This is a genomic window from Paenibacillus amylolyticus (assembly GCF_047302515.1).
In the GTDB taxonomy this organism is placed as follows: Bacteria; Bacillota; Bacilli; order Paenibacillales; family Paenibacillaceae; genus Paenibacillus; species Paenibacillus amylolyticus_G.
In genome coordinates, this window is sequence record NZ_CP168019.1 from 5,259,737 (window position 1) to 5,284,148 (window position 24,412).

22 protein-coding genes, 3 rRNA genes and 1 riboswitch are annotated in these 24,412 nt (G+C 47.8%); of the genes, 5 read left to right on the forward strand and 20 right to left on the reverse strand.

Annotated features, from left to right (window positions below; all coding sequences use genetic code 11):
* Nucleotides 1-179: 179 nt before the first annotated feature.
* The 9 genes from rrf to ACDJ59_RS22945 all read right to left on the reverse strand — a co-directional run bounded on the left by rrf (nucleotide 180) and on the right by ACDJ59_RS22945 (nucleotide 11,369).
* A 5S ribosomal RNA gene (rrf, locus tag ACDJ59_RS22905) occupies nucleotides 180-296 on the reverse strand.
* 74 nt (nucleotides 297-370) lie between these two features.
* Nucleotides 371-3,296 (reverse strand): 23S ribosomal RNA (locus ACDJ59_RS22910).
* Between the two features lie 306 nt (nucleotides 3,297-3,602).
* Nucleotides 3,603-5,155 (reverse strand): 16S ribosomal RNA (locus tag ACDJ59_RS22915).
* The 16S, 23S and 5S rRNA genes sit together here, the layout of an rRNA operon.
* Before the next feature lie 538 nt (nucleotides 5,156-5,693).
* Nucleotides 5,694-6,914, reverse strand: coding sequence for a TraB/GumN family protein (locus ACDJ59_RS22920; RefSeq protein WP_413406040.1), 1,221 nt, complete (start codon nucleotides 6,912-6,914; stop codon nucleotides 5,694-5,696).
* 139 nt (nucleotides 6,915-7,053) lie between these two features.
* Nucleotides 7,054-8,349 carry an ABC transporter permease gene (locus ACDJ59_RS22925; RefSeq protein WP_413406042.1) on the reverse strand — a complete coding sequence of 432 codons (1,296 nt, stop codon included), beginning with the start codon at nucleotides 8,347-8,349 and terminating at the stop codon, nucleotides 7,054-7,056.
* Nucleotides 8,342-9,244: an ABC transporter ATP-binding protein gene (locus ACDJ59_RS22930; RefSeq protein ID WP_413409893.1), complete on the reverse strand. Its 903-nt coding sequence runs from the start codon at nucleotides 9,242-9,244 to the stop codon at nucleotides 8,342-8,344. Before ACDJ59_RS22930 ends, ACDJ59_RS22925 begins: the two co-directional genes overlap by 8 nt.
* 20 nt (nucleotides 9,245-9,264) lie before the next feature.
* Entirely contained in the window at nucleotides 9,265-10,161 is an 897-nt protein-coding gene (locus ACDJ59_RS22935; RefSeq protein WP_413406044.1) for an ATP-binding cassette domain-containing protein, read from the reverse strand.
* A gap of 15 nt (nucleotides 10,162-10,176) precedes the next feature.
* Entirely contained in the window at nucleotides 10,177-10,566 is a 390-nt protein-coding gene (locus ACDJ59_RS22940; RefSeq protein WP_413409894.1) for a GntR family transcriptional regulator, read from the reverse strand.
* An 89-nt stretch (nucleotides 10,567-10,655) separates the two neighbouring features.
* On the reverse strand, nucleotides 10,656-11,369 hold the full coding sequence (locus ACDJ59_RS22945; RefSeq protein WP_413406046.1) for a hypothetical protein: 714 nt from the start codon (nucleotides 11,367-11,369) through the stop codon (nucleotides 10,656-10,658).
* A 199-nt stretch (nucleotides 11,370-11,568) separates the two neighbouring features.
* On the opposite strand from ACDJ59_RS22945, the gene ACDJ59_RS22950 reads away from it, so the two are divergent.
* On the forward strand, nucleotides 11,569-11,898 hold the full coding sequence (locus ACDJ59_RS22950) for a hypothetical protein (RefSeq protein WP_413406048.1): 330 nt from the start codon (nucleotides 11,569-11,571) through the stop codon (nucleotides 11,896-11,898).
* Between the two features lie 110 nt (nucleotides 11,899-12,008).
* Here ACDJ59_RS22950 and ACDJ59_RS22955 read toward each other — a convergent pair whose 3' ends face one another.
* The 9 genes from ACDJ59_RS22955 to ACDJ59_RS22995 form a co-directional block, all read right to left on the reverse strand.
* Complete coding sequence (locus ACDJ59_RS22955; protein ID WP_036613171.1) at nucleotides 12,009-12,380, reverse strand: hypothetical protein; 372 nt, start codon at nucleotides 12,378-12,380, stop codon at nucleotides 12,009-12,011.
* A 142-nt stretch (nucleotides 12,381-12,522) separates the two neighbouring features.
* Nucleotides 12,523-12,987 (reverse strand): DUF420 domain-containing protein, encoded by a 465-nt coding sequence (locus tag ACDJ59_RS22960; protein ID WP_036613174.1) that lies wholly within the window; start codon nucleotides 12,985-12,987, stop codon nucleotides 12,523-12,525.
* A gap of 34 nt (nucleotides 12,988-13,021) precedes the next feature.
* Nucleotides 13,022-13,945, reverse strand: coding sequence for a cytochrome c oxidase assembly factor CtaG (gene ctaG / locus ACDJ59_RS22965; protein ID WP_340901843.1), 924 nt, complete (start codon nucleotides 13,943-13,945; stop codon nucleotides 13,022-13,024).
* Nucleotides 13,946-14,053: 108 nt separating this feature from the next.
* Nucleotides 14,054-14,374 (reverse strand): cytochrome C oxidase subunit IV family protein, encoded by a 321-nt coding sequence (locus ACDJ59_RS22970; protein WP_036613178.1) that lies wholly within the window; start codon nucleotides 14,372-14,374, stop codon nucleotides 14,054-14,056.
* Between the two features lie 3 nt (nucleotides 14,375-14,377).
* Nucleotides 14,378-15,004: a cytochrome c oxidase subunit 3 gene (locus tag ACDJ59_RS22975; protein WP_413406052.1), complete on the reverse strand. Its 627-nt coding sequence runs from the start codon at nucleotides 15,002-15,004 to the stop codon at nucleotides 14,378-14,380.
* Entirely contained in the window at nucleotides 15,001-16,851 is a 1,851-nt protein-coding gene (gene ctaD / locus ACDJ59_RS22980; protein ID WP_370511460.1) for a cytochrome c oxidase subunit I, read from the reverse strand. Before ctaD ends, ACDJ59_RS22975 begins: the two co-directional genes overlap by 4 nt.
* Nucleotides 16,852-16,922: 71 nt before the next feature.
* Nucleotides 16,923-17,975 (reverse strand): cytochrome c oxidase subunit II, encoded by a 1,053-nt coding sequence (gene coxB, locus ACDJ59_RS22985; RefSeq protein WP_047840266.1) that lies wholly within the window; start codon nucleotides 17,973-17,975, stop codon nucleotides 16,923-16,925.
* Between the two features lie 565 nt (nucleotides 17,976-18,540).
* Nucleotides 18,541-19,302, reverse strand: coding sequence for a type I methionyl aminopeptidase (map, locus tag ACDJ59_RS22990; protein WP_413406054.1), 762 nt, complete (start codon nucleotides 19,300-19,302; stop codon nucleotides 18,541-18,543).
* Nucleotides 19,303-19,435: 133 nt separating this feature from the next.
* Nucleotides 19,436-19,624, reverse strand: coding sequence for a hypothetical protein (locus ACDJ59_RS22995; protein WP_017690840.1), 189 nt, complete (start codon nucleotides 19,622-19,624; stop codon nucleotides 19,436-19,438).
* A gap of 399 nt (nucleotides 19,625-20,023) precedes the next feature.
* On the opposite strand from ACDJ59_RS22995, the gene ACDJ59_RS23000 reads away from it, so the two are divergent.
* Entirely contained in the window at nucleotides 20,024-20,299 is a 276-nt protein-coding gene (locus tag ACDJ59_RS23000) for a hypothetical protein (protein WP_036613189.1), read from the forward strand.
* A 195-nt stretch (nucleotides 20,300-20,494) separates the two neighbouring features.
* Complete coding sequence (locus tag ACDJ59_RS23005) at nucleotides 20,495-20,833, forward strand: DUF4870 domain-containing protein (RefSeq protein ID WP_047840268.1); 339 nt, start codon at nucleotides 20,495-20,497, stop codon at nucleotides 20,831-20,833.
* Nucleotides 20,834-21,099: 266 nt separating this feature from the next.
* Here ACDJ59_RS23005 and ACDJ59_RS23010 read toward each other — a convergent pair whose 3' ends face one another.
* Together ACDJ59_RS23010 and ACDJ59_RS23015 are read right to left on the reverse strand one after the other, a co-directional pair.
* The gene (locus ACDJ59_RS23010) at nucleotides 21,100-22,461 is read right to left on the reverse strand and encodes a nucleobase:cation symporter-2 family protein (protein WP_413406057.1); all 1,362 of its coding nucleotides are present in this window, start codon (nucleotides 22,459-22,461) and stop codon (nucleotides 21,100-21,102) included.
* Between the two features lies 1 nt (nucleotide 22,462).
* On the reverse strand, nucleotides 22,463-23,050 hold the full coding sequence (locus tag ACDJ59_RS23015) for a xanthine phosphoribosyltransferase (RefSeq protein ID WP_036613196.1): 588 nt from the start codon (nucleotides 23,048-23,050) through the stop codon (nucleotides 22,463-22,465).
* A gap of 57 nt (nucleotides 23,051-23,107) precedes the next feature.
* On the opposite strand from ACDJ59_RS23015, the gene ACDJ59_RS23020 reads away from it, so the two are divergent.
* Both ACDJ59_RS23020 and mscL read left to right on the forward strand, forming a co-directional pair.
* Nucleotides 23,108-23,254 (forward strand): hypothetical protein, encoded by a 147-nt coding sequence (locus tag ACDJ59_RS23020; protein WP_413406059.1) that lies wholly within the window; start codon nucleotides 23,108-23,110, stop codon nucleotides 23,252-23,254.
* Between the two features lie 96 nt (nucleotides 23,255-23,350).
* Nucleotides 23,351-23,450: riboswitch (purine riboswitch) on the reverse strand.
* A gap of 271 nt (nucleotides 23,451-23,721) precedes the next feature.
* Nucleotides 23,722-24,216, forward strand: a complete 495-nt coding sequence (mscL, locus tag ACDJ59_RS23025; RefSeq protein WP_413406061.1) for a large conductance mechanosensitive channel protein MscL — start codon at nucleotides 23,722-23,724, stop codon at nucleotides 24,214-24,216.
* Nucleotides 24,217-24,412: the final 196 nt, after the last annotated feature.

Here is a 24,412-nt window from a genome sequence, read left to right on the forward strand (position 1 = left end):
TCAGAAGTCGAACAGAGGGAAGTATATATATCAGCATTAATAGTCTGATCAATAATATTGAAAGTCTTCATATAAGTGAAGGATCTTATTTTCGTCTCATCTATAAAGTTAGTTGTTTTCCGCTGAAAAATAGTAAAACAAAAAGACACACTCAATATCATCAAGTGTGTCTTTAGATTGCTTGGCGGCGTCCTACTCTCCCAGGACCCTGCGGTCCAAGTACCATCGGCGCTAGAGGGCTTAACGGTCGTGTTCGGGATGGGTACGTGTGGAACCCCTCCGCCATCGCCACCAAACGCGTAGCTTACATTTCAGAGATCGTTCTCTGAAAACTAGATTCGAAACGAAACACGCGAATTACAACTTGCTATTGGATAAGCCCTCGACCGATTAGTACTGGTCAGCTCCATGCATTGCTGCACTTCCACCCCCAGCCTATCTACCTCGTCGTCTTCAAGGGGTCTTACATACTGGGAAATCTCATCTTGAGGGGGGCTTCACGCTTAGATGCTTTCAGCGTTTATCCCGTCCGTACATAGCTACCCAGCGGTGCTCCTGGCGGAACAACTGGTACACCAGCGGTACGTCCATCCCGGTCCTCTCGTACTAAGGACAGCTCCTCTCAAATTTCCTACGCCCACGACAGATAGGGACCGAACTGTCTCACGACGTTCTGAACCCAGCTCGCGTACCGCTTTAATGGGCGAACAGCCCAACCCTTGGGACCTACTTCAGCCCCAGGATGCGATGAGCCGACATCGAGGTGCCAAACCTCCCCGTCGATGTGGACTCTTGGGGGAGATAAGCCTGTTATCCCCAGGGTAGCTTTTATCCGTTGAGCGATGGCCCTTCCATGCGGTACCACCGGATCACTAAGCCCGACTTTCGTCCCTGCTCGACTTGTAGGTCTCGCAGTCAAGCTCCCTTATGCCTTTGCACTCTTCGAATGATTTCCAACCATTCTGAGGGAACCTTTGGGCGCCTCCGTTACTCTTTAGGAGGCGACCGCCCCAGTCAAACTGCCCACCTGACACTGTCCCCGCACCGGATTACGGTACCAGGTTAGAACCTAGATACGATCAGGGTGGTATCCCAACGTTGCCTCCACGCAAGCTGGCGCTCACACTTCAAAGGCTCCCACCTATCCTGTACAGATCGTACCCAAATTCAATATCAAGCTGCAGTAAAGCTCCATGGGGTCTTTCCGTCTTGTCGCGGGTAACCTGCATCTTCACAGGTATTAAAATTTCACCGGATCTCTCGTTGAGACAGCGCCCAAGTCGTTACGCCATTCGTGCGGGTCAGAATTTACCTGACAAGGAATTTCGCTACCTTAGGACCGTTATAGTTACGGCCGCCGTTTACTGGGGCTTCGGTTCACAGCTTCGGATTGCTCCTAACCACTCCCCTTAACCTTCCAGCACCGGGCAGGCGTCAGCCCGTATACTTCGCCTTACGGCTTCGCACAGACCTGTGTTTTTGCTAAACAGTCGCTTGGGCCTTTTCACTGCGGCCCCCTCGTGCTATTCACACTACCGGGGCACCCCTTCTCCCGAAGTTACGGGGTCATTTTGCCGAGTTCCTTAACGAGAGTTCTTCCGCGCGCCTTAGAATACTCTTCTCGCCTACCTGTGTCGGTTTGCGGTACGGGCACCTTCACCTGGCTAGAGGCTTTTCTTGGCAGTGTGAGATCATGACCTTCGCTACTACAATTTTCGCTCCCCATCACAGCTCAGCCTTACAATGTGCGGATTTGCCTACACATCAGCCTTACTGCTTAGACGGACATCCATCAGTCCGCGTCACTACCCTACTGCGTCCCCCCATTGCTCATAACGGCTTACGGTGGTACAGGAATTTCGACCTGTTGTCCTTCGACTACGCCTTTCGGCCTCGCCTTAGGTCCCGACTTACCCTGAGCGGACGAGCCTTCCTCAGGAACCCTTAGGCTTTCGGCGGATCAGATTCTCACTGATCTTTTCGTTACTCATACCGGCATTCTCACTTGTATAATGTCCAGCGCTCCTTACGGTACACCTTCAACCCTTATACAACGCTCCCCTACCCCTGATGCAAAGCATCAAGCCATAGCTTCGGTGGTGTGTTTAGCCCCGTTACATTTTCGGCGCAGAGTCACTCGACCAGTGAGCTATTACGCACTCTTTCAATGGTGGCTGCTTCTAAGCCAACATCCTGGTTGTCTGTGCAACTCCACATCCTTTCCCACTTAACACACACTTGGGGACCTTAGCTGATGGTCTGGGCTGTTTCCCTTTTGACAATGGATCTTAGCACTCACTGTCTGACTCCCGGAAGTAAGTCTATGGCATTCGGAGTTTGACTGAGCTTGGTAACCCTTGCGGGCCCCGCACCCAATCAGTGCTCTACCTCCACGACTCTGTTTTCCGAGGCTAGCCCTAAAGCTATTTCGGGGAGAACCAGCTATCTCCGAGTTCGATTGGAATTTCTCCGCTACCCCCACCTCATCCCCGCATTTTTCAACATGCGTGGGTTCGGGCCTCCAGTGCGTGTTACCGCACCTTCACCCTGGACAGGGGTAGATCACCCGGTTTCGGGTCTACGTCCACGTACTAAGTCGCCCTATTCAGACTCGCTTTCGCTGCGGCTCCGGCTCTTCACCTTAACCTTGCACGGGAACGTAACTCGCCGGTTCATTCTACAAAAGGCACGCCATCACCCCTAAAACGGGCTCTGACTTTTTGTAAGCACACGGTTTCAGGTTCTATTTCACTCCCCTTCCGGGGTGCTTTTCACCTTTCCCTCACGGTACTGCTTCACTATCGGTCGCTAGGAAGTATTTAGCCTTGGCAGATGGTCCTGCCGGATTCATACGGGGTTTCACGTGCCCCGCACTACTCGGGATCCGTCTCGGAGGGAACCAACTTTCAACTACAGGGCTTTTACCTTCTTTGGCGGGCCTTTCCAGACCTCTTCGCTTAACCGGTTCCTTTGTAACTCCATGTGAGACGTCCCACAACCCCAAAGAGCAAGCTCTTTGGTTTGGGCTTCTCCGCGTTCGCTCGCCGCTACTGACGGAATCACTATTGTTTTCTCTTCCTCAGGGTACTTAGATGTTTCAGTTCCCCTGGTATGCCTTTGCATAACCTATGTATTCAGTTATGAGTAACTGGAAATTACCCCAGCTGGGTTTCCCCATTCGGACACCCCCGGATCAAAGCTTGCTTACAGCTCCCCGAGGCAGTTTCGTTGTTCGCCACGTCCTTCATCGGCTCCTAGCGCCTAGGCATCCTCCGTGTGCTCTTAGTAGCTTAACCTCGTGCTCCGGTTTCGACTGCTCGCTTCCCTTGTTTTGCTTGCGCAAAGCCAAAAGTCGCTCCCATTCGATACCATCGTACGTGCAATCTACCGTTTTTATTGAAACTTGTTTAACACAAGTTCAGCTAAAAAGGAATGTTCTAATTCGCGTTTGTTTCGTTTCGATATCTAGTTTTCAAAGAACAAGCTCCATGCAAAAGCAAGCTGTTTGAGAGTTTGAGCTCTCAAAACTGAGCAACGAGTGAGTGTTTTGCAGCTAAGCTGCTTATTTGAATGTTTCCGTTGCAGGAAACGATTCTCCATAGAAAGGAGGTGATCCAGCCGCACCTTCCGATACGGCTACCTTGTTACGACTTCACCCCAATCATCTATCCCACCTTCGGCGGCTGGCTCCTTGCGGTTACCCCACCGACTTCGGGTGTTATAAACTCTCGTGGTGTGACGGGCGGTGTGTACAAGACCCGGGAACGTATTCACCGCGGCATGCTGATCCGCGATTACTAGCAATTCCGACTTCATGCAGGCGAGTTGCAGCCTGCAATCCGAACTGAGACCGGCTTTGTTGGGATTGGCTCCATCTCGCGATTTCGCAGCCCGTTGTACCGGCCATTGTAGTACGTGTGTAGCCCAGGTCATAAGGGGCATGATGATTTGACGTCATCCCCACCTTCCTCCGGTTTGTCACCGGCAGTCTATCTAGAGTGCCCACCCGAAGTGCTGGCAACTAAATATAAGGGTTGCGCTCGTTGCGGGACTTAACCCAACATCTCACGACACGAGCTGACGACAACCATGCACCACCTGTCTCCTCTGTCCCGAAGGAAAGATACATCTCTGCATCGATCAGAGGGATGTCAAGACCTGGTAAGGTTCTTCGCGTTGCTTCGAATTAAACCACATACTCCACTGCTTGTGCGGGTCCCCGTCAATTCCTTTGAGTTTCAGTCTTGCGACCGTACTCCCCAGGCGGAGTGCTTAATGTGTTAACTTCGGCACCAAGGGTATCGAAACCCCTAACACCTAGCACTCATCGTTTACGGCGTGGACTACCAGGGTATCTAATCCTGTTTGCTCCCCACGCTTTCGCGCCTCAGCGTCAGTTACAGCCCAGAGAGTCGCCTTCGCCACTGGTGTTCCTCCACATATCTACGCATTTCACCGCTACACGTGGAATTCCACTCTCCTCTTCTGCACTCAAGTCACCCAGTTTCCAGTGCGATCCGGGGTTGAGCCCCGGGATTAAACACCAGACTTAAATGACCGCCTGCGCGCGCTTTACGCCCAATAATTCCGGACAACGCTTGCCCCCTACGTATTACCGCGGCTGCTGGCACGTAGTTAGCCGGGGCTTTCTTCTCAGGTACCGTCACCTTGAGAGCAGTTACTCTCCCAAGCGTTCTTCCCTGGCAACAGAGCTTTACGATCCGAAAACCTTCATCACTCACGCGGCATTGCTCCGTCAGGCTTTCGCCCATTGCGGAAGATTCCCTACTGCTGCCTCCCGTAGGAGTCTGGGCCGTGTCTCAGTCCCAGTGTGGCCGATCACCCTCTCAGGTCGGCTACGCATCGTCGCCTTGGTGAGCCGTTACCTCACCAACTAGCTAATGCGCCGCAGGCCCATCCCCAAGTGACAGATTGCTCCGTCTTTCCAGTTCTCTTCAGGCGAAGAAAACAATTATTCGGTATTAGCTACCGTTTCCGGTAGTTGTCCCAAACTTGAGGGCAGGTTGCCTACGTGTTACTCACCCGTCCGCCGCTAACTATCAGAGAAGCAAGCTTCTCTGATAGTCCGCTCGACTTGCATGTATTAGGCATGCCGCCAGCGTTCGTCCTGAGCCAGGATCAAACTCTCCAATAAAGTATTGAAAAGAGCGATAAGCTCATTTTGAATCTGACGAGATTAAAAATCTCATTTGTGCTCCAGTCGATCCAAGCCAAGGCTTGTTTCAAACTTTTGCGTTCATTCTGCAAGCAGAATGTTTACTCACTCGTTGTTCAGTTTTCAAAGATCAAACTTATTTCGTTACCGAATGTTGTTCTCTTCAGCAACTCTTATATAATATCATGTCCAAACCAACTTTGCAAGCTCTTTTTTTCAAGTCTCTTTCGAAGCTTATTTCAATCGCTTGCCGCACCGTGTATCTCGTGTTTTTTTGGCCGGAAATAGAATATACCATGTAGCACACACACTTGTAAAGAGGTAATTTCAAAACTTATCAAATCCACGATCTAACCATATTAAGGACCTTCAATCTACCATGAACTCTTAGATTCAATTTTATTAACCTGCAGCTTGATCTTCTTTATTTAATCTGTCTTTCTTCTATATATAAGAAGGTAACCCTCTCAACTCTCATATTCGAGACGAAAAGGTTACCTTCTATAGTAATCTATATTTATTTACGTTCTACTTTATATCCTTTATCCTCAAGCAGTTTCACGATGCCGTGATCGCCCAAGTAGTGTGCCGCGCCAACAACAATGAAATATTCCTCGCCTTTGCCGTTTTTCAAGTAACCATCGATTTTGTCCGCCATACCAATGTTACGATCAACCAGCATTGCTTTGTTATATTCCTCGTTAGTGGAGAAGCTGTTTGTCAGTTCAAGCAGTTGCTGGTCATTACCCGTTTTCCACATCTCAGCCATTTCTTTCACACTGTTATCCAACACGTCAAAGTTTTCGATTGTCGCTTTCAGTGTTTCCTCTTGTGTTTCTTTGGAAAAGTCGTTAAACATGCCAAGTTGAGATTGATAACTCTCCAACTCAATAACTGGAAGTTTGCGCTCGATCGCTTTCTGGATGAAATACAGATCCACTCCTGCTGACGCTTCGTATCCTGCCGTTGTGGACTTCAAACTTGCAAGTGTGCTCTCTACTACCCAAGGCTTAAATGCATCCAAAGCATTAGGCTCTAGACCATTTTTCTTCAATACATCACCCAGCTTAGTATACGTTTCACTGGAAATGTGGTCTTTCAGTGTTGTTCCATCTTGATACGAACCCAGACTTAGAACCAACTTTTGCTGCTCTTCATCAGCGGCTTTGCTAATATCAATCTCTACCCCGAGATAATCAGCTTCCGCAAAGGCTTCTTCAAACTCCGGACGCAATGGATAGAAGCTCTCATCCGCAATATGCATAGACCCTACCAGATAGACCGTGTTGCCATTGCTCTCAACTTCCCACATGAAGCCGCGTCCACCGGTTTGAGCAGTTTCGGTTGCTCCGCCTTTGGATACCAGCAGCACGGTGCGCGTTGCAGCATCCCAGCGAACTTCGTAACCTGCTGCATCACCAACGATGCGGATTGGAGCATACGTTACACCGTTGATCCGTGTAAGCTTGCTTTTGAGTGTAATCGTTTTGCCATCTACTACAGCCGTGATCGTATCATCTGTCGCAGTTGTTAGCTTCACATCCATAGCATCCAGCGTAGTCCGCAGTGGAACCATTGTTGTACCTTTCTCCAGGATCGGCGCTCCTGTAGCATATTTCACAGCTTGGTCATTAACCTTGACGGAAGTTCCTTGTGGAGCAGCCATAGCTGGTACTGCAGATGCGAGCAACCCTACAGAGATGGTAAGAGATAAGAGCATGCGTTTCCAATTCTTCATATTATGTAATCTCCTTTAAGGAATATAGTTGCCAATACGGTTTTAATAGAATAGACATCCTTAGATACTACGGATAAAGATGGGAATTGGTGCCACTCCAAAACGGAGCAGCACTTATCCTCCCCTTCAAACACTCAACCTAGATCTTATATGCCTTCATGGCTTTAAACAATTCCTTAAAGGTTGGGCGTTTACCGTACATCAGCACACCTGTGCGATAGATTTTGGCTGCAAGCCATCCGAAGATGATAATGGATACAATGAGAATCGCTAAGGACGTTAGAATCTCCCAAGTTGGCGCAACTCCTGCGCCAATTCGTACCAGAATCGCGGTCGGCGACGTGAATGGAATGAAGCTTGCGATTTTCAACAAGAGAATGTTCGGCGTAGAAATACTGAAGATCGCAATATAGAAGGAAACAAGCGACAACATCGTAATCGGCAGAACAGCCTGACCGAGTTCTTCAGTACGGCTTACCATTGAACCAATGGCAGCAAACAACACGGCATACAGGAAGTAACCCAGAATGTAGAATATGAGTCCGTACACAATAACCGCACTATTCACATCACTTACACTCATATTGAAATCACCTAATACTGCACGGTTATGCGGCAGCAAGATATTTCCGGCAACTACCGCTCCGAAGATCCCGATTTGCAGCATCCCCACCATGAAAATCCCGATGATTTTACCAAACATCTGACTGAGCGGTGATACACTCGTAATCAGAATCTCCATAATACGTGAGCTCTTCTCAGCTGTGATCTCGGAGGCAATCATGTTACCTGTCATCATCGTTGAGGTAAACAGCAGGATGATCAGCAAGTACACCACAATATAGTTAATCGGGCTCATTGCACCTTCAGACTCAGTACCTGCTCCGCTCTCATCTGTACTCAAACTTTGCTCAGTGAGCTTCACAGGTGTTGTAATCCGTTCCTTCTGCTCCGCTGTGAGTACATCCTTCACAACCACATCCAGCTTCACACTCTGCAACGCTGCTTCAATGGATGCAATGATCTGAGGTGATACGTCTTCTGCTGAATATAGAATGGGCTGCGGGAACTCTTGCCCGGAAACAGCTTCAAACTTCAGATAACCATCGGTAAGCCCTGCTTCCACATCCGCCGCAAGAGCAGCCTCATCTTTGTCACCACTGGCAATGAATCGATAGGCCTGATCTCCTTGAGCCGCAGAGAAGCTCTCCAGTTTCTCGGAAACTTCAGGCTGCCCTGTACTCAAAAGACCAATATTTACAGGATTACTGCTTGAAGCTCCACCAATGGAACCCCCATTAAATAAGGTAATGAAATACGGGACATTGAGTCCGATTGAAATTAAAAGTGCAAGTACAATGGTCGTTACCATGAATGATTTCGTTTTAACTTTGTTTTTGAATGTAAAACCCGTAATCGTTCCCATTTTATTCATTCGACTCACCTACCTCACGAATAAAGATTTGGTTAAGCGTTGGTTCCTTCAGTTCAAAGTGTTCCACTGTCGTCTGGGTCATGGCTGTTCTCAGAATCTCTTGAGCCGCTTCCACCTGACTAATATGTATCAGGTAACCACGCTCATTCCGCTCGACTTTCTTCACACCAGGCAACTGCTCAAGTCCTTCCACACTACCAATCGTACCCAGGAATACCTGTTCACGCGGATACCGGCTCTTGATCTCCTTGATCTCTCCTTGTACCACCGTGTTGGCACGATGCAGAATGGTGATCTGACGACACAACTCTTCAACGTGCTCCATACGGTGTGTTGAGAACAGAATGGCCGTGCCTTCGTCACGCAATTCTTTAACGGTGGACTTGAGTAATTCCACGTTCACAGGATCCAATCCACTGAACGCTTCATCCAGAATAAGAATCTGCGGTCTATGCACTACAGCCGCGATAAAGCCCATTTTCTGCTGATTACCTTTGGATAACTCCTCGATCTTCTTATCGTAATACTCAGGTACCTCAAACCGATTCAGCCAGTACTTGAGGCTCTGATCTGCGTCCTTACCATTCATGCCACGAAGTCGTGCCAGGTAATTAATCTGTTCGCTGACTTTCACCTTCGGGTACAATCCGCGCTCTTCCGGAAGATAACCCATAATCTGTTGCAGCTCCGTATTATAGGGCTTGCCGTTGTACAGGATATTCCCTCCGTCAGGGTGAATCAGTCCAAGCACCATACGCATTGTTGTTGTTTTACCTGCACCATTGGCTCCAAGCAGTCCGTAAATCTCCCCCTCTTTTACATTGAGCGTGACTCCATTAACGGCTGTTTTGTCTGCATATTGCTTGACAACTTGCTTCAATTCCAATCGGTTCATCATTTATCGTCTCCCTTCGGTTATTTCCACTGTACGGGTGCATACCCGGCAATCCAGAATGCCAGCACTTCATCCAATTCCAAGTTACGGATTTTCAATACCCGGTTATTGGACAGCTCCAGCCTCTCCTGCGCCTCGCTGACCCGGGTTGTAATTACGCGAACCAGACCTCCCTCTTCCAAAGAAGATTCCACAACACCAGGAATACTTTCTGGCCTTAAATCTCCTTCATACCAGACTTCTTTCCACTGATCGAGCACCATATCTTTCTCGGCCATCCCCAGCGACTGACCACGGTGCATCAATACGATGTAATCCGCAAGCCTTTTGACTTCGTCCGCAATATGTGTGGCAATCAGAATCGTGGTGTCTCCCCCCGCCATGAAGGTACGGAACTGCTCAACCATCACTTTCCAGGCAAAGGGGTCCAGTCCTGATGAAGGCTCATCCAAAAGTAATAGTCTTGGGCGAGCTGCAATTGCAGCTGCAATCTCAAACTTTCGCCGCTCTCCCTTGGACATTTTGTTCAGCTTCACATCAACAGGTACTTCCATATCCTGAATCAGTCGGTCGAACAACTTCATATCCCAACGTGGGTACCAGTACGCCCGGAAATGGGCTGCGTCCTGTGCTGTTATCCGGTTCTCTTCTGAACCAGCGTTATCTGCCACAAAACCAATCTGTTGTCTCAGTTCAATGGGAAGTGGCCCATCATGTTCCTGACCAAACCATATAATCTGCCCAGCATCTGGCAGCACCACTTGCTGTAACATGTTAAGAAGGGTGCTTTTGCCTGAACCGTTGTGACCGAGAATAGCCACTATATACCCTTCCGGGATGGTCAGATCAATTGGGCCAATAACTCTGCGTTTTCGCATTTTGGATACGCCGTTCAACTGGATTGCTATGGGTTCCACGTATGAATCACTCCCTTACTTCACGTAAATAACCTTCAGGACTTCCCGGAACAGGCTCTCCATCTCTTCTTCCGTACAGCCTACCGATTTCCCGGACTGCACCGCTGCCTGCATCGCTTCCTGTGCGGCCTTTAATCTATAATTTTCTCTGTCGCCGGCTTCTACCTGGGCCACAAATGTACCTGTCCCCTGCTTCGTACGAAGCAAGCCTTCATTCTCCAGATCCTGATAGACCCGTCTAACCGTAATAACACTGCAATTCAGTGCTCCGGCGAACTCACGAATGGACGGCAAATGTGTTCCCTCCCCCAACTGACCCGTAATAATTAACGATCTTAACTGATTTTCAATTTGGTGGTATAAAGGTTCAGCGCTATTTTCATTAATTTGAATGGGTATTTTCACATCTTGCACCTCGCCCTCCGGTACACTCCAGTCTGTTACCTGACCGTGCCGGTTTCATCCTGTATTCGTACATAAGCTCAATTCTCATTTTAATTCAAATCCCGATGAACCAGCTTCTTCAGCGTAAAACGACTAGACAGCCATAATCCCGCTACGCCAGCCACCAGAGAAATCCACATGATCGGGGAAAGCAGCCCCCATGATTTACTTCCATCCATTACAATCCGTAATCCGTAACTGCCTGATATTCGAATCAGTATGGATATGCCAATGGCGAATGGTATAAAAAGCGTACTGAGAAGCAAGTATTTCTTACCACTGTTCAGAAACTCTCCGTAAATATAGAATCCTGTTACCAAAAGGCCATAACCTGTACAGGTAAGGCTAAAGGCCAGATACTGATCCCATCGGAATCCTTCGGCATGAAGGTTAACCACGTATAACGATCCGTAGAAAAAGATTCCATTGTACGTAAACGCCATCAGAGACTGCTGTAGCCTGGACCACATCACCACTTGTTCAGGGATGGGAATTCTACGATAGTAGGCCAGCATGTGCGTATAAGAATCCTCCTGTATGTAACGGAAGGAGCGCCTGCAGAACATAAACCCCTGAAATGGCAGCATGATTAAAAAGAAGGAATCCACTACTGGATTAATAATATCTGTCTGTTGTTGTCCTAAAAACATTACACCGCTCATGCCGCCAGTGTATATCATGAATAATGCAGACCATAGCCATTGGAGCCTATCCTTACTCATCTGGCTGCGGGTCAACCACCACGCCTGCTTCCATTCGTTCATATGCATGCCTGCCTTTCACCTGTCATTCACTCATGTTGCTTACTGTGATTACTGTATATATCAATATACACAGTATACAAACCTATTTCTCATCCCGTCAACCCCTAATTTTCCTGAATCAGGAAGACGGGATGGGACACAGTACGAATTTACGTTAAAATAAATTATAGTAACGAATCAAAGAAAGAAGGTTGCAGCTATGGATTGGCTGGTAGAAATCGGATTTGTCCTCCTTTTCCTTATTGTCGTTATCTGGTTGGTCCTCCGGGATGAGCCTCATCGTCATTCTTCCAAAAAAGGCAGACACCGCATCCGCCGCAACAACGGTTATACCGACTCTGCTTCGGGATATCCGGTCATTACAGGAGATGACTCCTACGATCGACATTCCAAACACACACCGGATCACAAACATCATGATTCAGATTCTTCATCCGACACACATTCTCATCACAACAGCGATAGTGGTAGCAGCAATGACAGCAGTGGAGATAGTGGCGGCGGAGACAGTGGGGGTGGCGGGGATTAAACATCATTTCCCAATCACAAAAGAAGGGCTGTACCCGTTATTGTGTAAACACAATTCGGGTACAGCCCTTTGCCGCTCTCTATCACCTGTTAGAAGAAGAGGCCTTACGATTAAACGAGGTTATAACCACTAGGCAGACTGCGATCCCTGCGGATTGCGCGAATCTGAGCCAGCGTTAACCGTTGATTGGTGGAGATCAGGGATTCCACATCATTGCCACGGATCAGATCATCCAAATCTCTCAAGTTGGTGTTGCCTCGGAAGACACGGAATCCACCTTGGAAGTTAGGACGTGTAAACACAACCAGTGTTGCATTGGAACTTGTTGAGAAAAAGCGCAGGCTCTCCACCCCATCCAAAATATTGTCCAGGTTACGAAGACCCGTGTTGCCACGATAGATGCGGCTTCTCCCTCTGTAGTTCTCTTCTGAATACACGGTAAGACGTGGATACGTCTGACTGACGTTGACTGTTTTTTTCATTTTGTTTCCCCCTCTCGAACTCATTCTATGAATGAATGAGAGAGGAAGCGTGGACGAATGATCTGCTAGATTCGTCCATTTTCATATTTTTAGAAGAGAGTAGTGACGCACTCCCGAGTAACCGGAGGTTATATCTCTACTTTTATACGCCGAGGATAACTTCCCATACCGGACGTGTATGACCACCAGGATATAAGAGATATAAAAGAACATACACAACAACACCTGTTAGCGCTGACCCGAACCAGATCATGGACGTGAACTTGCCCCAGCGGCGATGTGTTCCGAACTTCTTTTTGAACCCCAGCACCAGTGTGGAGATACCGAATATCGCTGCCACGGTAGCGAGGATAATATGAAAGATCAGAAATATCCGATAAAAGATCTCCAGATCCGGGTCCCCGCCCCAAGCTGTATTGCCCACGAACACTGTACGAGACATATAGATCACAAAGAAGATTAGAGCTGCAATCGCACCTGCTACCATGGCGGACTGATGAGCCTCACGTTTACCCCGAATAATCAGTACCCATCCAATCCCCACCAGTACTGCACTAATCACAATGAAAGAAGTACTGATCGTTGGTAGCCAAAAATACATATCCATCGTGTGTTCCCCCTCTTGTCAGAACATTACTTCATTATTTGGCAGCCGGATTGAGCGGCCCCCCTGCGCCCCCTGCAGGATACGAATCATCATCATCTTCCTGCTTCTCTTTCCGATACCATTGGAAAAAGACATAAGCCAGCATGGAGGCAAAGATTCCTTCCTGAATAAACTTCATTACAATGCCACCGACCTGCTGATCTTCCTTCGCGGAAGACAGGAAGTTGAAGAACGCAGGCCCACCGAATGAGCGAAGTAACGCCGTAGAATCTCCAGACACACAATACCGCATTGCTTCAGCCCATACTGCCGGGTTACTGTACGTCTGATACAACGGCTCGGCCGCAAAAATAATCAATCCACACGCAGGCGTGAGCAGTACCATATTCAGAAAAATAAAACCGATCTTGGATAACCCCGATGCTTGTCTGCCTTCTGGCAACGGATTCAGCAATGTCCACCACATGAGCATCGAGGTGATGAACAATGCAATATAATACAACCGGTGAACGGTAAAATTCAGCATGACGTAATCATGTACAATCGGTAGGTGATACAGCGAGAACAGCCCGTTAAAGAGCACTGCCGCAACGATCGGATGAGCCAGGAACGATAGCTGGCGTGTAGGCAACCAGCGCACGATTCTGCGCCATACCCAGATCGGCAAACCTTTCATCATCAGCGGCGGGGCTACCAGATAGGAGAACGCCATGCTCACCATATGGAAGCTAAACATCACGTGACCAAGCAGATTAAAGGGTCCAGCTTGAGCCAGATACAGGACAAACAGCCCTGTAATAAACATGATTTTCTGTGCAGCAGTCGCAGGTTCTGCATCTTTTATTTGCTCGCTTAACGGTCCCACAAGCACCAGATAAGCCGCAGCAATGATCAGAAATACAGCCAATATAAGCGGACTCCATAAATCGTTGAAGCTAAAATATTGCAACCCGAGCATACGGGAAACCTCCCCGTGACCTGATTTGGTTGTTGCCTTCATTACTTTGTGAAGATTCATTCGCCAAAAAGGGGAAAAGACGGCGGCATTGCGCCGCCGCCATCTCTTTTACCACCAGACCCAATAGAGTGCCATAATGATGCACGTAAAGGCTACGAAAAAGCCAAAGGCCATGAACAGAATCGGCATCAAGTGCCCTTTGTCCTTCAAGTGCATCCAATAACCCAATTGAACAAATACTTGAAGAATAGCCATGACGAGCAAAATAATAATGATAAAGGTTGTGTTGACCCCTCCGGCAGAAGCAGCCGCAAACGCAATCAGCGTAAGAATAATGGAGAAGATAAACACCACGACGTGTTTCTGTGGCCCTTCCGTCCGGTGACGGTGTTTCACAGGCTGTTGATCTGTCTTATCCTGTGCCGACATGTGCTACCCCACCTTTCCGAGCAGGTACACGACCGTAAAGATGAACACCCATACCACGTCAATAAAGTGCCAGTACATTGCGGAGACGTATACTTTAGGTGCGGTTACGACCGTCAATCCTTTTTTGAACAGCTGACCGATAATGATTCCGATCCACACAATACCAAAAGCAACGTGGGCTCCGTGGAACCCGACCAGTGTATAGAATGCTGAACTGAATGCACTCGTGGTCATGCCAAACTCTTTATGTTTCACATACTCGTAGAACTCGTAAATTTCCAGTGTGAGAAATCCCATACCCAGTACTACCGTGATGCCAAGCCACAACGCCAATGCATCTCGCTTGCCCTTATGCATGGCCTGAATCGCAAATACACTCGTCAAACTACTGACCAGGAGAATGAACGTTGCAGCGGCCACAAGTGGCAGGTGGAACAGTTCATTCGCCGTAGGTCCATCATTGGTTTGGCCACGAAGAGCCAGGAAGGTAGCAAAGAGTGTACCGAACAGTACCGTTTCGCCGCCAAGGAACAACCAGAAGGCGATAAGCTTGTTACGGCCTTCCAGCGTTGCTTTCTCCGGTTCATGCGGCAATTTGTCGTTCACCGGTTCGGCATGTGAGGTTGTCATGTTCTAGCCCCCTTCTCATCCTGATCCTCCGGTTCAATATGCCAGCCATGATCATCATAAAGTGAACGAAGTGCCATTGCACCAAATGTGATTACGAGACCAATAATAACTACAATATAATTGTTGAAAATGACATTCATAAATGCATTACCAAATTCATCATTGCTGAACATCAAGCCAAGTCCGGCGATAAAGATACCCACTGACATTACAAACGGCAACGGCGTTGCTGAAGGCATATGAATCGAACCTACAGGTTCTGCCGGTGTCATCTCCGTATGTCCTGCCATTTTTTCCTTCCAATATGCATCAATTCCGCGTACCAGCGGCGTCTGCTTGAAATTATATTCCGGCGGCGGAGATGGAATAGACCATTCCAGTGTACGGCCGTCTTCCCACGGATCATTTGGCGCGCCAGCCGGTTTTTTCATTGTGATCACGATGTTCACGAGGAACATGATAACCCCAACACCCATTAGAAACGCACCGACGGAGCTGACCAGATTGAGCAGGTCAAAGTCCTGATTCGGCAAGTATGTAACGATCCGGCGCTGCATCCCCATCAGACCGAGGAAATGCTGTACAAAGAACGTTAATTGGAAACCGATCATAAATGTCCAGAACGTCCATTTGCCCAGTGTTTCGCTGAGAATACGTCCGAACATCTTCGGCCACCAGTAATGCAGTCCCGAGAACAATCCAAGTACGAGTCCCCCTACAATAACGTAGTGGAAGTGGGCTACAACAAAGTACGTATCATGGAACTGGAAGTCTGCCGGAGCAGATGCCAGCATAACGCCTGTAACACCACCCATAACGAAGGTTGGAACGAAACCAACAGCAAAAAGGTTTGCCGCTGTAAAGCGGATCTGTCCACCCCACATCGTAAAGAGCCAGTTAAAGATTTTGATCCCGGTAGGTACGGCAATCAACATCGTGGAGATGGAGAAAAGCGCGTTGGCTACATTACCCAGACCTGTTGTAAACATGTGATGCGCCCATACCATGAAGCCCAGGAAGGCAATCAGGATGGTGGCAAATACCATTGAGCTGTATCCGAACAACCGTTTACGCGAGAAGGTCGGAATAACCTCCGAGATAATACCAAATGCCGGCAAAATCAGAATGTATACTTCCGGGTGCCCGAAGATCCAGAAGATGTGCTGCCAGAGTACCGGGTTACCGCCACCTGCAACATCGAAGAAATTCGCTCCCAATATACGGTCAAACGTCAAAAGTACAAGCCCTACCGTGATGGCAGGAAAAGCAAAAAGGATAATGGCAGATGTAATAAATGTCGTCCATGTAAACATCGGCATCCGCATGTAGGACATGCCTGGAGCACGCATTGTAATAATTGTTGCGAGAAAGTTAATGCCCCCGATGAGCGTTCCCAGACCCGCGATCTGAAGGCCGATGGTGTAGAAATCCACACCATGCGTTCCACTGTACTCACTGCCCGAAAGCGGCGTATATGAGGTCCAGCCCGCATCCGGTGCTCCGCCCATAACCCAGCTCAGGTTCAGCAACAATCCACCAAACAGGAATGTCCAGAAACCCAACGCGTTAAGAAACGGGAAAGCAACGTCCCGTGCCCCGATCTGCAAAGGCACGACAGCATTCATAATGGCAAAAATAAGTGGCATGACACCAAGGAAAATCATCGTTGTTCCATGCATTGTAATCAATTCGTTGAAGACCTGTGCCGATACAAAATCATTCATAGGCTTCATCAGTTGAATCCGAATCAAAATGGCTTCAATGCCGCCGATTCCAAAGAAAAATCCACCCGCAACCAAATAAAGAATGGCGATTTTTTTGTGATCGACGGTGGTGATCCAATCCATCAAGCCCCTGTACCTCTTGACGCTATGCGCATGAGCCAAGGTTGTGTACCCCCTTCTTCGTCCTTGCTGTTCTATTCATAGTCCAATTTGTAGTTGGCCAGATATTCGGCAATTCCGTCGATTTCTTCATCCGTCAACCCAAGATCTTTGGGATTCGGCATGGTATTGCCCGGCTTCACGGATTGTGGATCATGGAGCCATTCTTTCATGTTATCCAGTACCGGACTACCTTCTTCCTGTCCCTCGCGAGAATTCAGCAAAATGCCTGCGACAGATTCCTTGCCGCCGATTCCCGTCAGGTTAGGTGCAACCGGTCCACCTTGATCACCAACAGCGTGGCAAGAAAGGCAGTTTGTTTTGAACTTTTCAGCCAATTGAGTGTCTTCAGGAAGGACTGCGGGTGCTTTCATCTGGTTCACCCATCTGTCAAAGGATTCCTGACTCACTGCTTTTACCTTAAACTCCATGAAAGCATGCGATCTGCCACATAATTCGGCACATTTACCACGGTAAACGCCTTCATTCGGTGCAGAGAAACTGAACTTGTTAAGTGTTCCATCCGGGTTTGTGTCCATTTTGCCCGCAAGTGACGGCACCCAGAAGGAGTGAAGCACGTCAGCGGTTTTTAATTCGAATGCAATTTTTGTTCCGGTCGGGATGATGAGATCTTGAGCGGTGGTTACGTCATATTGAGGATAAGTGAATTCCCACCAGTACTGATGCGAGGTGACTTGGACCTTAAGTGCATTTTTGTCATTGGACAGATCTTCGCCTTGGGCAAAAATCGTTTGGACCGTCGGTACTGCCAGAACAATAACCAGCAATAACGGAATGGCTGTCCAGATTACTTCCAGCTTGAAATTACCTTCAACCTGTTCGGGCATCTCAGTCTGCCCAGCTCGTCTACGAAACCGGATCAGAACATAGGCCGCTATGGCAAATACAATGATGAGCACCACGATCATAATCGCGATGGATAACTTCATCAGATCATATTGGCCTTGCGCTACAGGACCCTGAGGTTTCATTACCGACAAGTCTTCCCGCCCGCATGCGGATAGCAGCAAAGAGAACACCGCCAGCAAGGGGAGAATTCGCTTTGCAACCTGCCACTGTTTCATCATTGATCTACCCCACTTTTTTACGTTTTCGTAGATTACCGTTGTCGTTCAGTAGAAAGGCAACAAAAGGTACGTTTCAGCACGATACGCATAATCCTCTTCATCATACAGAACGCTTAGAAAAATAACGCTTCCAGTACTCCCGTGATTTCCTGCTCAGGGCATGTCTGCGCATTCTTCCAATTCATTCTATATGCTTCAATCACTTATTAAATATAAGTTGAGGGTATGATTTTGTCAATCTTTGGACACATGTTCACAAATTGTTCACTTTATGTAAAAAACCGCTCTACAACTTGATTTGCAAACGATTTCAGTTAAAAGTATTACACTCTACATTTGAAAATTTTTGCCAAATTTCGGTGATAAAACTCGATTTATTGGTGATTTTTCTCACAATGAAAACATGTGCTATTATGCAAAAGAAAGATCAGAATTTATGGAAAACCTCTTCCATATCCATTCAGAAGACATGCCTATCGCTCCATACCGCTATCTTCAAGCTCAAAACAGCATGGAGCATTTCGGAGAAAGTTCAACTCAAGTCCTCTTCTTCACTGATTTCATCTCACGTGCCATCGGTCAGAACCAAGGGGCCATTCCCAGTAATCGCAACCGTATGCTCATACTGGACCCCCCAGCTGCCATCTACCGTCCTTACCGTCCATCCATCTTCATCCCACACAACGGCCCCGGAACTGCCTTTTGTAAAGATTGGTTCAATCGTAATAACCATGCCCTCGGTGAGCATCGTGCCCGTTCTGCGTTTGCCATAAGGCAACACATTTGGGGGTTCATGAATATATTGACCAATCCCATGACCAATGAGAGGCTTCACGATTCCGTACCGATACAATCTGGCTGTTCGTTCAATGGCACTTCCAATATCTCCGAGTGTATTCCCTGGAACTGCCTGGGCAATCGCCCGCTCAAGTGCCTTCTCCGTGCGTCTCATCAGCTTGCGAATGGATCTGCTTGTTTCACCAATTCCATATGTCCAGGCCGAGTCAGCAAGCCAGCCATCTTTGTTTACCACCATATCGATGGTCACCACATCTCCGCTCGCCAGCACCTCATCACTAGGAAATCCGTGGCAGACCACTTCATTGACGGAGGCACAAGTCGCGTAAGGATATCCTTTGTACCCTTTCTGCTCCGGTGTGGCCCCATGTTCTGCGAGAAACTCTTCCACCCGCTCGTTGATCTCTGCTGTCGTGATACCAGGGACCATCCACTGCCCAATATGCTGGTGACAGCTCCACAAAATCCTTCCTGCTTCCCGCATGTAGCCAATCTCTTCTTTGGTTTTCAAAATAGGGTCCACATGCATTCATCCTTCCCACTGTAGGTGTACTCCCATATATATGCAGCAGGAACACAAAAAAAACCGCCTGCCGGAGCTTATCGCCCGAGAGACGGTTCTATTCATTATCGGAACAGTATAATCAGAGTTGTGTGTTGTTTCAGGACACGGAAGAATCCATCTTGACAAGCTCATGCTCAACCACAGAAGTCAATTCTTCCTCATATCCACCCGTAATCCGGTATTTTCTCACGTACTCCTTCACGAATTTTTTTGGATCTTTAGGACGGAAAATCCGAGTCATTTCCCTCAAACTTTCTTTGACCTCATTGTGACCTTTCGTTGCCATTGTAATTCCCTCCCAAAACGTTGAAAGTGAATGCTCCGTTTAGAGAATGCCGAATAAGTCTTAAATGCCATCCATGAAGTTGTGTGCGCGGCTTAAAGCAAGCTTTAGGTCGGGAACCTCGCTAGAAAGCAAGTACCTGACACTATAAATACCCGATATGATTCGGAATGAATCATAATCTTATTGTAGCATATTCGGAAGTATCTTACGACTTGACGATTTCCTCTAATAAATATAACGGTTTTCATGCCCAAAAAGTTTAATTCCGAATCATATGTTAAGATTGCCACCATTCTATACGGAATTAATATATCCAGCATAACACCGAACTATTCGGGGGATATTATCACGGACAACCCATACAGTTAAATTACTGGTATCCAAAGGAGGCGTCGTCTCATGGACCGCAAAGAACAAGATATGCTGCCCCTTTCGCATGAAAAGGTGGAAGTAGACGGAGTTTACATCAATGAAGCTGGACGTGAGGAACATCTGCACCGGGGGCAACATTTCCCGGCCGATCCCGTTCTTGGCAAGTCGGAATGGAAACTGACCGAATATGCGTATGATAATCACCACGAAGGACGAACCGATGAGCGGTTGGTTCCCAAAGAAAACGACACCGATAAAATGGGCAAGATTACAAACCCTCGCAGACAGATCGAGGGCGGATAACGATTTCGTTTAAAGCAACGTTTAATCGTACATGACAACAGGGGCAGAGTAAGCTGTACAATGGCTTACTCTGCCCCTGTTTGCTTTTTCCTACGTGTTGCATCCCCATCCGTTCACAGGCAAATAAATTCATCGGTTCAGTTCTGTCCATCTCTCTCATAACCTAGTTAAAAAGGTCAAAGGAGGCTGGACCGGATGTCCCCCATGAAATCGTCTAGCGGTCTGGATGAAAATATTGCCGGCATGCTTTGTTATCTGTTTACCTTTGTAGGTGGGATTGTCTTTCTCGCTGTGGAGAAGCGGAGCCGGTTCGTGTTATTTCATGCGCTGCAATCTGTAACGGTCTTTGGCATCATTATGGTCGGGCATGTATTATCAGCTTTCCTTCCGTTGTTCGGACCACTGGTGGCATCGCTGTTATCCCTGCTTGGTGTAGTGGTCTGGCTTATTATGGTCGTTACCAGCCTGCAGGGGAAATGGTTGAAGCTGCCGTGGGTTGGCGATTTTGCAGAAAAACAGCTGCGTCATCTGTAATCCCCGCTCTTCATAGTTAAACAAAACAAAAACACCGAAGACACGACTCCTATTGAGCCTGTATCTTCGGTGTTTCGCATCTAAAAGTGTCTCTTTCATTCGTTCATGCGATTGAACATTCATAGCATAAACGATGTATATCATAAACCATTCATGCTGTATATCACCATGATTAACCTGATTCATTATTTATCTTGTGAATCGTCTATTTATAACAGTTAACATAACAATCCTGCTGGATGATAATCCTAGCCAAATTCGGCTAATTAAGCTGACTTGTCCGTCTCTCCAAGGATGGCATCTGCCTGTTGTTCAGCCATTTTGGCGGCTGTTTCCTTGGTACCAAGACCATTAAACAGCAGGTTCATGAAGATCGCCGTGAAGCTGCCTGCAATGATACCATTACCGAGCATAATCTGAGCCCAGGCCGGTGCACCTGCGAACAACTCAGGCACAACAGTAACACCCAGTCCCATACCTACAGAACAAGCGATGACAAACAGATTCTCATGTCGGTTCAGATCGACCTGACTGCCGATAATTCGAATGCCTGATGATACCACCATGCCAAACAAGGCCACCATGGCTCCGCCAAGTACTGCCCCTGGAACGAGCTGTGCGAGGGCTGCAATTTTTGGTACAAATCCAATGACCACCAGGATTCCACCAGCTACTACAATGACATCACGTGTCTTCACACGTGTCATCTGTACCAGTCCTACATTTTGCGAATACGTTGTATACGGGAATGAGTTGAAAATACCACCTAACACAATGGCTAGACCCTCTGCGCGATAACCGCGCGCCAGATCCTTGGACGACAGGTCCTTGTCCAGGATTTTGCCCAGAGCCATAAATACACCTGTGGACTCGGCCACGCTGACAATCGCCACCAGAATCATCGTCAGGATCGGTACAATCTCAAATGTCGGTCTGCCGAAGTAAAACGGCTGAACAACGTGGAACCAACTTGCATCGCGGATAGGTGCAAAATTAACCTCGCCCATAAACCCTGCCGCAATCGTACCTACAAGCAGACCAATCAATACTGAGATGGAACGGATAAAACCGGTTGTAAAACGAGTCATTAGAATGATAAAGAGCAGCACGCCGAAGCCGAGCATGAGATTAACTCCGCTGCCAAAATCTTCTGATCCCTGACCGCCGCCCAGATCGTGGAAAGCAACGGGAATCAAGGTTAAACCGATGATCGTAACCACCGACCCCGTAACCACTGGCGGAAAGAGCCGAATAAGCTTCCCAAAGATTCCGGAGAAGATCAATACGAACAGCCCTGAGGCAATAATCGCTCCGTAAATGGCAGATACCCCACTGTTCATCCCGATTAGGATCATCGGAGACACGGCCTGGAATGCACAACCGAGCATGACAGGCAGCCCTACGCCGAAATATTTATTTCCCCATACCTGAAGCAGTGTAGCCACACCACATGCGAGCAAGTCAATGGCAATGAGATAGGTTAGTTGTTCCTGTGTAAAACCCAATGCGTTGCTGACGATCAATGGGACAACGACGGCTCCTGCATACATAGCAAGCACATGCTGTAGTCCGAGGGAGAACGTTTTGATTGGATGCCGATGACGCTGAAAAATACGTTCGCGTGCCATATTAGTTCGTGCCCTCCTCGTCCGCAAATGTAACCTGTCCATCCGACAGTGCCCCGATGCGAACCAATGATTCCACACGGTATCCTGCTTCTTTCAGCAAGCGACCTCCCGGCTGGAATGCTTTTTCAATAACGATACCGATACCTACCACTTCGGCTCCAACCTGCTCCACAATGCGAGCCAGACCAAATGCCGCTTCACCATTCGCCAGAAAATCATCAATGATCAGCACGCGATCACCAGGCTTCATGAACTTCTTGGCAACGGTAATTTCATTGGTCTCCTGCTTCGTGAAGGAGTAGACTTTCTCCACCAGGATGTCTTCCGTCAGTGTGAGCGACTTCTGCTTCCGTGCAAAGATTAGCGGCACGTTCAGTTCCAACGCAGTCATGATGCCTGGTGCGATCCCTGACGACTCAATTGTCAGCACACGTGTGATATTCTCACCTTCAAAGCGGCGAATAAATTCTTTACCTACTTCCTTCATCAGAACCGGGTCCATCTGGTGGTTCAGGAATGAATCCACTTTGAGTACTTGCTCGGACAGGACGATACCTTCCTGTCTTACCTTGTCTTTTAGCAATTGCATTGTAATTCTTCCCCCTGAATGCCCTCCGCACAGAATCCCACATGCTCTTCCAATCGCATGGTAAAAAAGCAAAAAGCCCGCCTTTTCACACGCTGCGGAATAACCGGAGACGGGAAAGACGGACTTGTACGTATATGGACAAGCCGTATGGATGCTGCAAGTGTACTGGATGGACAGAATGACAGGAGTTCATTCCTGTTGTGAGAAACTCTAAACAGTGTAATCAAAAACAGATAAAAGCCACTTGAACCTGCTCTTCAGTCAAACTGTCTGAGAATGATCTCATGCCAACCATACAAAACATTGCAACATCTTTCCCGTAGTCCGATCATTCCGGTGATCAGGTAGAGACATGCAGGCCTATTCCTGCACATATACGAGTAACGGCATATTTAATTTTTTGGCTCCATGATTCGTTACAATGTATGATCGCGAACCTGAATGTAAAAGGTTAAACATAACTGACAATGTTAGAAGTATACCGAATCGACGGCGTGAAATAAAGAAGTATTTTCATGGAAGTTGCGGAAACTTGTCTTAATTTGCAAACAGGGGGTGATTGGAATGTGTTTTTTATGTACAATATGAGAACGGAAGCGCGGATCTGAACGGAGAATGGATGGAAACGCGGCCTACATTTTGAATTGAATGATCAAAGGAGATATGCAAACATGAAAGGCGTACTTAACGAATTCAAGGAATTTGCCGTCCGCGGCAACGTCATCGATCTGGCGGTCGGTGTCATTATTGGGGCTGCTTTTGGTAAAATCGTCACATCCCTTGTGAATGATATCATCATGCCTCCGGTTGGAAAACTGCTGGGTGGAATCGACTTCAGTCAGAAAATCTTCAACCTGGATAGGGATATGAAAACAGCAAACGGACAGGAGATCACCACACTTGCTCAAGCCAACGAAGCCGGGGCTACTGTGATTGCTTATGGTCAGTTCATCAACGTCATGATTGATTTTCTTATCGTTGCGTTCTGTATCTTCATGCTTGTGAAGGGCATCAACTATCTCAAAAGCAAAGAACACAAAAAGCCCGAGCCGCAAAAAACGACCAAGGCTTGCAAGTATTGCCTATCTGAAATTCCAGCCGCAGCTACCCGCTGCTCGCACTGTACTTCAGAGCTCGAAGCTGAAGGCACCGGCGCTCTAGCATAATCACAATGAACGTTTAAAGACGCACCGAGTTGAATTACGGATCTAAATCCTGATGCGGGGGACAACCTCTTACTTGCTAGGGTTTATGTATGAAAAGCTAGCCATATGGGCTTGATTAACAATGGGTTGCGTAGCTTAAAGGTTTGAAGGTTCCACCGTAAAGGTGGGGCCTTTTTTGTGCCTATCATACATGTAT

Bases quoted from the DNA above. Each gene is read 5' to 3' on its own strand.
- ACDJ59_RS22945 (WP_413406046.1), bottom strand. From the start codon at position 11,369: ATGAACGAATGGAAGCAGGCGTGGTGGTTGACCCGCAGCCAGATGAGT.
- ACDJ59_RS23020 (WP_413406059.1), top strand. From the start codon at position 23,108: ATGGTAAAAAAGCAAAAAGCCCGCCTTTTCACACGCTGCGGAATAACC.
- ACDJ59_RS22995 (WP_017690840.1), bottom strand. From the start codon at position 19,624: ATGGCAACGAAAGGTCACAATGAGGTCAAAGAAAGTTTGAGGGAAATG.
- ACDJ59_RS22930 (WP_413409893.1), bottom strand. From the start codon at position 9,244: ATGAACCGATTGGAATTGAAGCAAGTTGTCAAGCAATATGCAGACAAA.
- ACDJ59_RS22925 (WP_413406042.1), bottom strand. From the start codon at position 8,349: ATGAATAAAATGGGAACGATTACGGGTTTTACATTCAAAAACAAAGTT.
- ACDJ59_RS23015 (WP_036613196.1), bottom strand. From the start codon at position 23,050: ATGCAATTGCTAAAAGACAAGGTAAGACAGGAAGGTATCGTCCTGTCC.
- ACDJ59_RS23005 (WP_047840268.1), top strand. From the start codon at position 20,495: ATGTCCCCCATGAAATCGTCTAGCGGTCTGGATGAAAATATTGCCGGC.
- ACDJ59_RS23000 (WP_036613189.1), top strand. From the start codon at position 20,024: ATGGACCGCAAAGAACAAGATATGCTGCCCCTTTCGCATGAAAAGGTG.
- ctaG (WP_340901843.1), bottom strand. From the start codon at position 13,945: ATGCTCGGGTTGCAATATTTTAGCTTCAACGATTTATGGAGTCCGCTT.
- ACDJ59_RS22970 (WP_036613178.1), bottom strand. From the start codon at position 14,374: ATGTCGGCACAGGATAAGACAGATCAACAGCCTGTGAAACACCGTCAC.
- ACDJ59_RS22960 (WP_036613174.1), bottom strand. From the start codon at position 12,987: ATGGATATGTATTTTTGGCTACCAACGATCAGTACTTCTTTCATTGTG.
- ACDJ59_RS23010 (WP_413406057.1), bottom strand. From the start codon at position 22,461: ATGGCACGCGAACGTATTTTTCAGCGTCATCGGCATCCAATCAAAACG.
- ACDJ59_RS22950 (WP_413406048.1), top strand. From the start codon at position 11,569: ATGGATTGGCTGGTAGAAATCGGATTTGTCCTCCTTTTCCTTATTGTC.
- ACDJ59_RS22920 (WP_413406040.1), bottom strand. From the start codon at position 6,914: ATGAAGAATTGGAAACGCATGCTCTTATCTCTTACCATCTCTGTAGGG.
- ACDJ59_RS22975 (WP_413406052.1), bottom strand. From the start codon at position 15,004: ATGACAACCTCACATGCCGAACCGGTGAACGACAAATTGCCGCATGAA.
- ctaD (WP_370511460.1), bottom strand. From the start codon at position 16,851: ATGGATTGGATCACCACCGTCGATCACAAAAAAATCGCCATTCTTTAT.
- coxB (WP_047840266.1), bottom strand. From the start codon at position 17,975: ATGATGAAACAGTGGCAGGTTGCAAAGCGAATTCTCCCCTTGCTGGCG.
- mscL (WP_413406061.1), top strand. From the start codon at position 23,722: ATGAAAGGCGTACTTAACGAATTCAAGGAATTTGCCGTCCGCGGCAAC.
- map (WP_413406054.1), bottom strand. From the start codon at position 19,302: ATGCATGTGGACCCTATTTTGAAAACCAAAGAAGAGATTGGCTACATG.
- ACDJ59_RS22955 (WP_036613171.1), bottom strand. From the start codon at position 12,380: ATGAAAAAAACAGTCAACGTCAGTCAGACGTATCCACGTCTTACCGTG.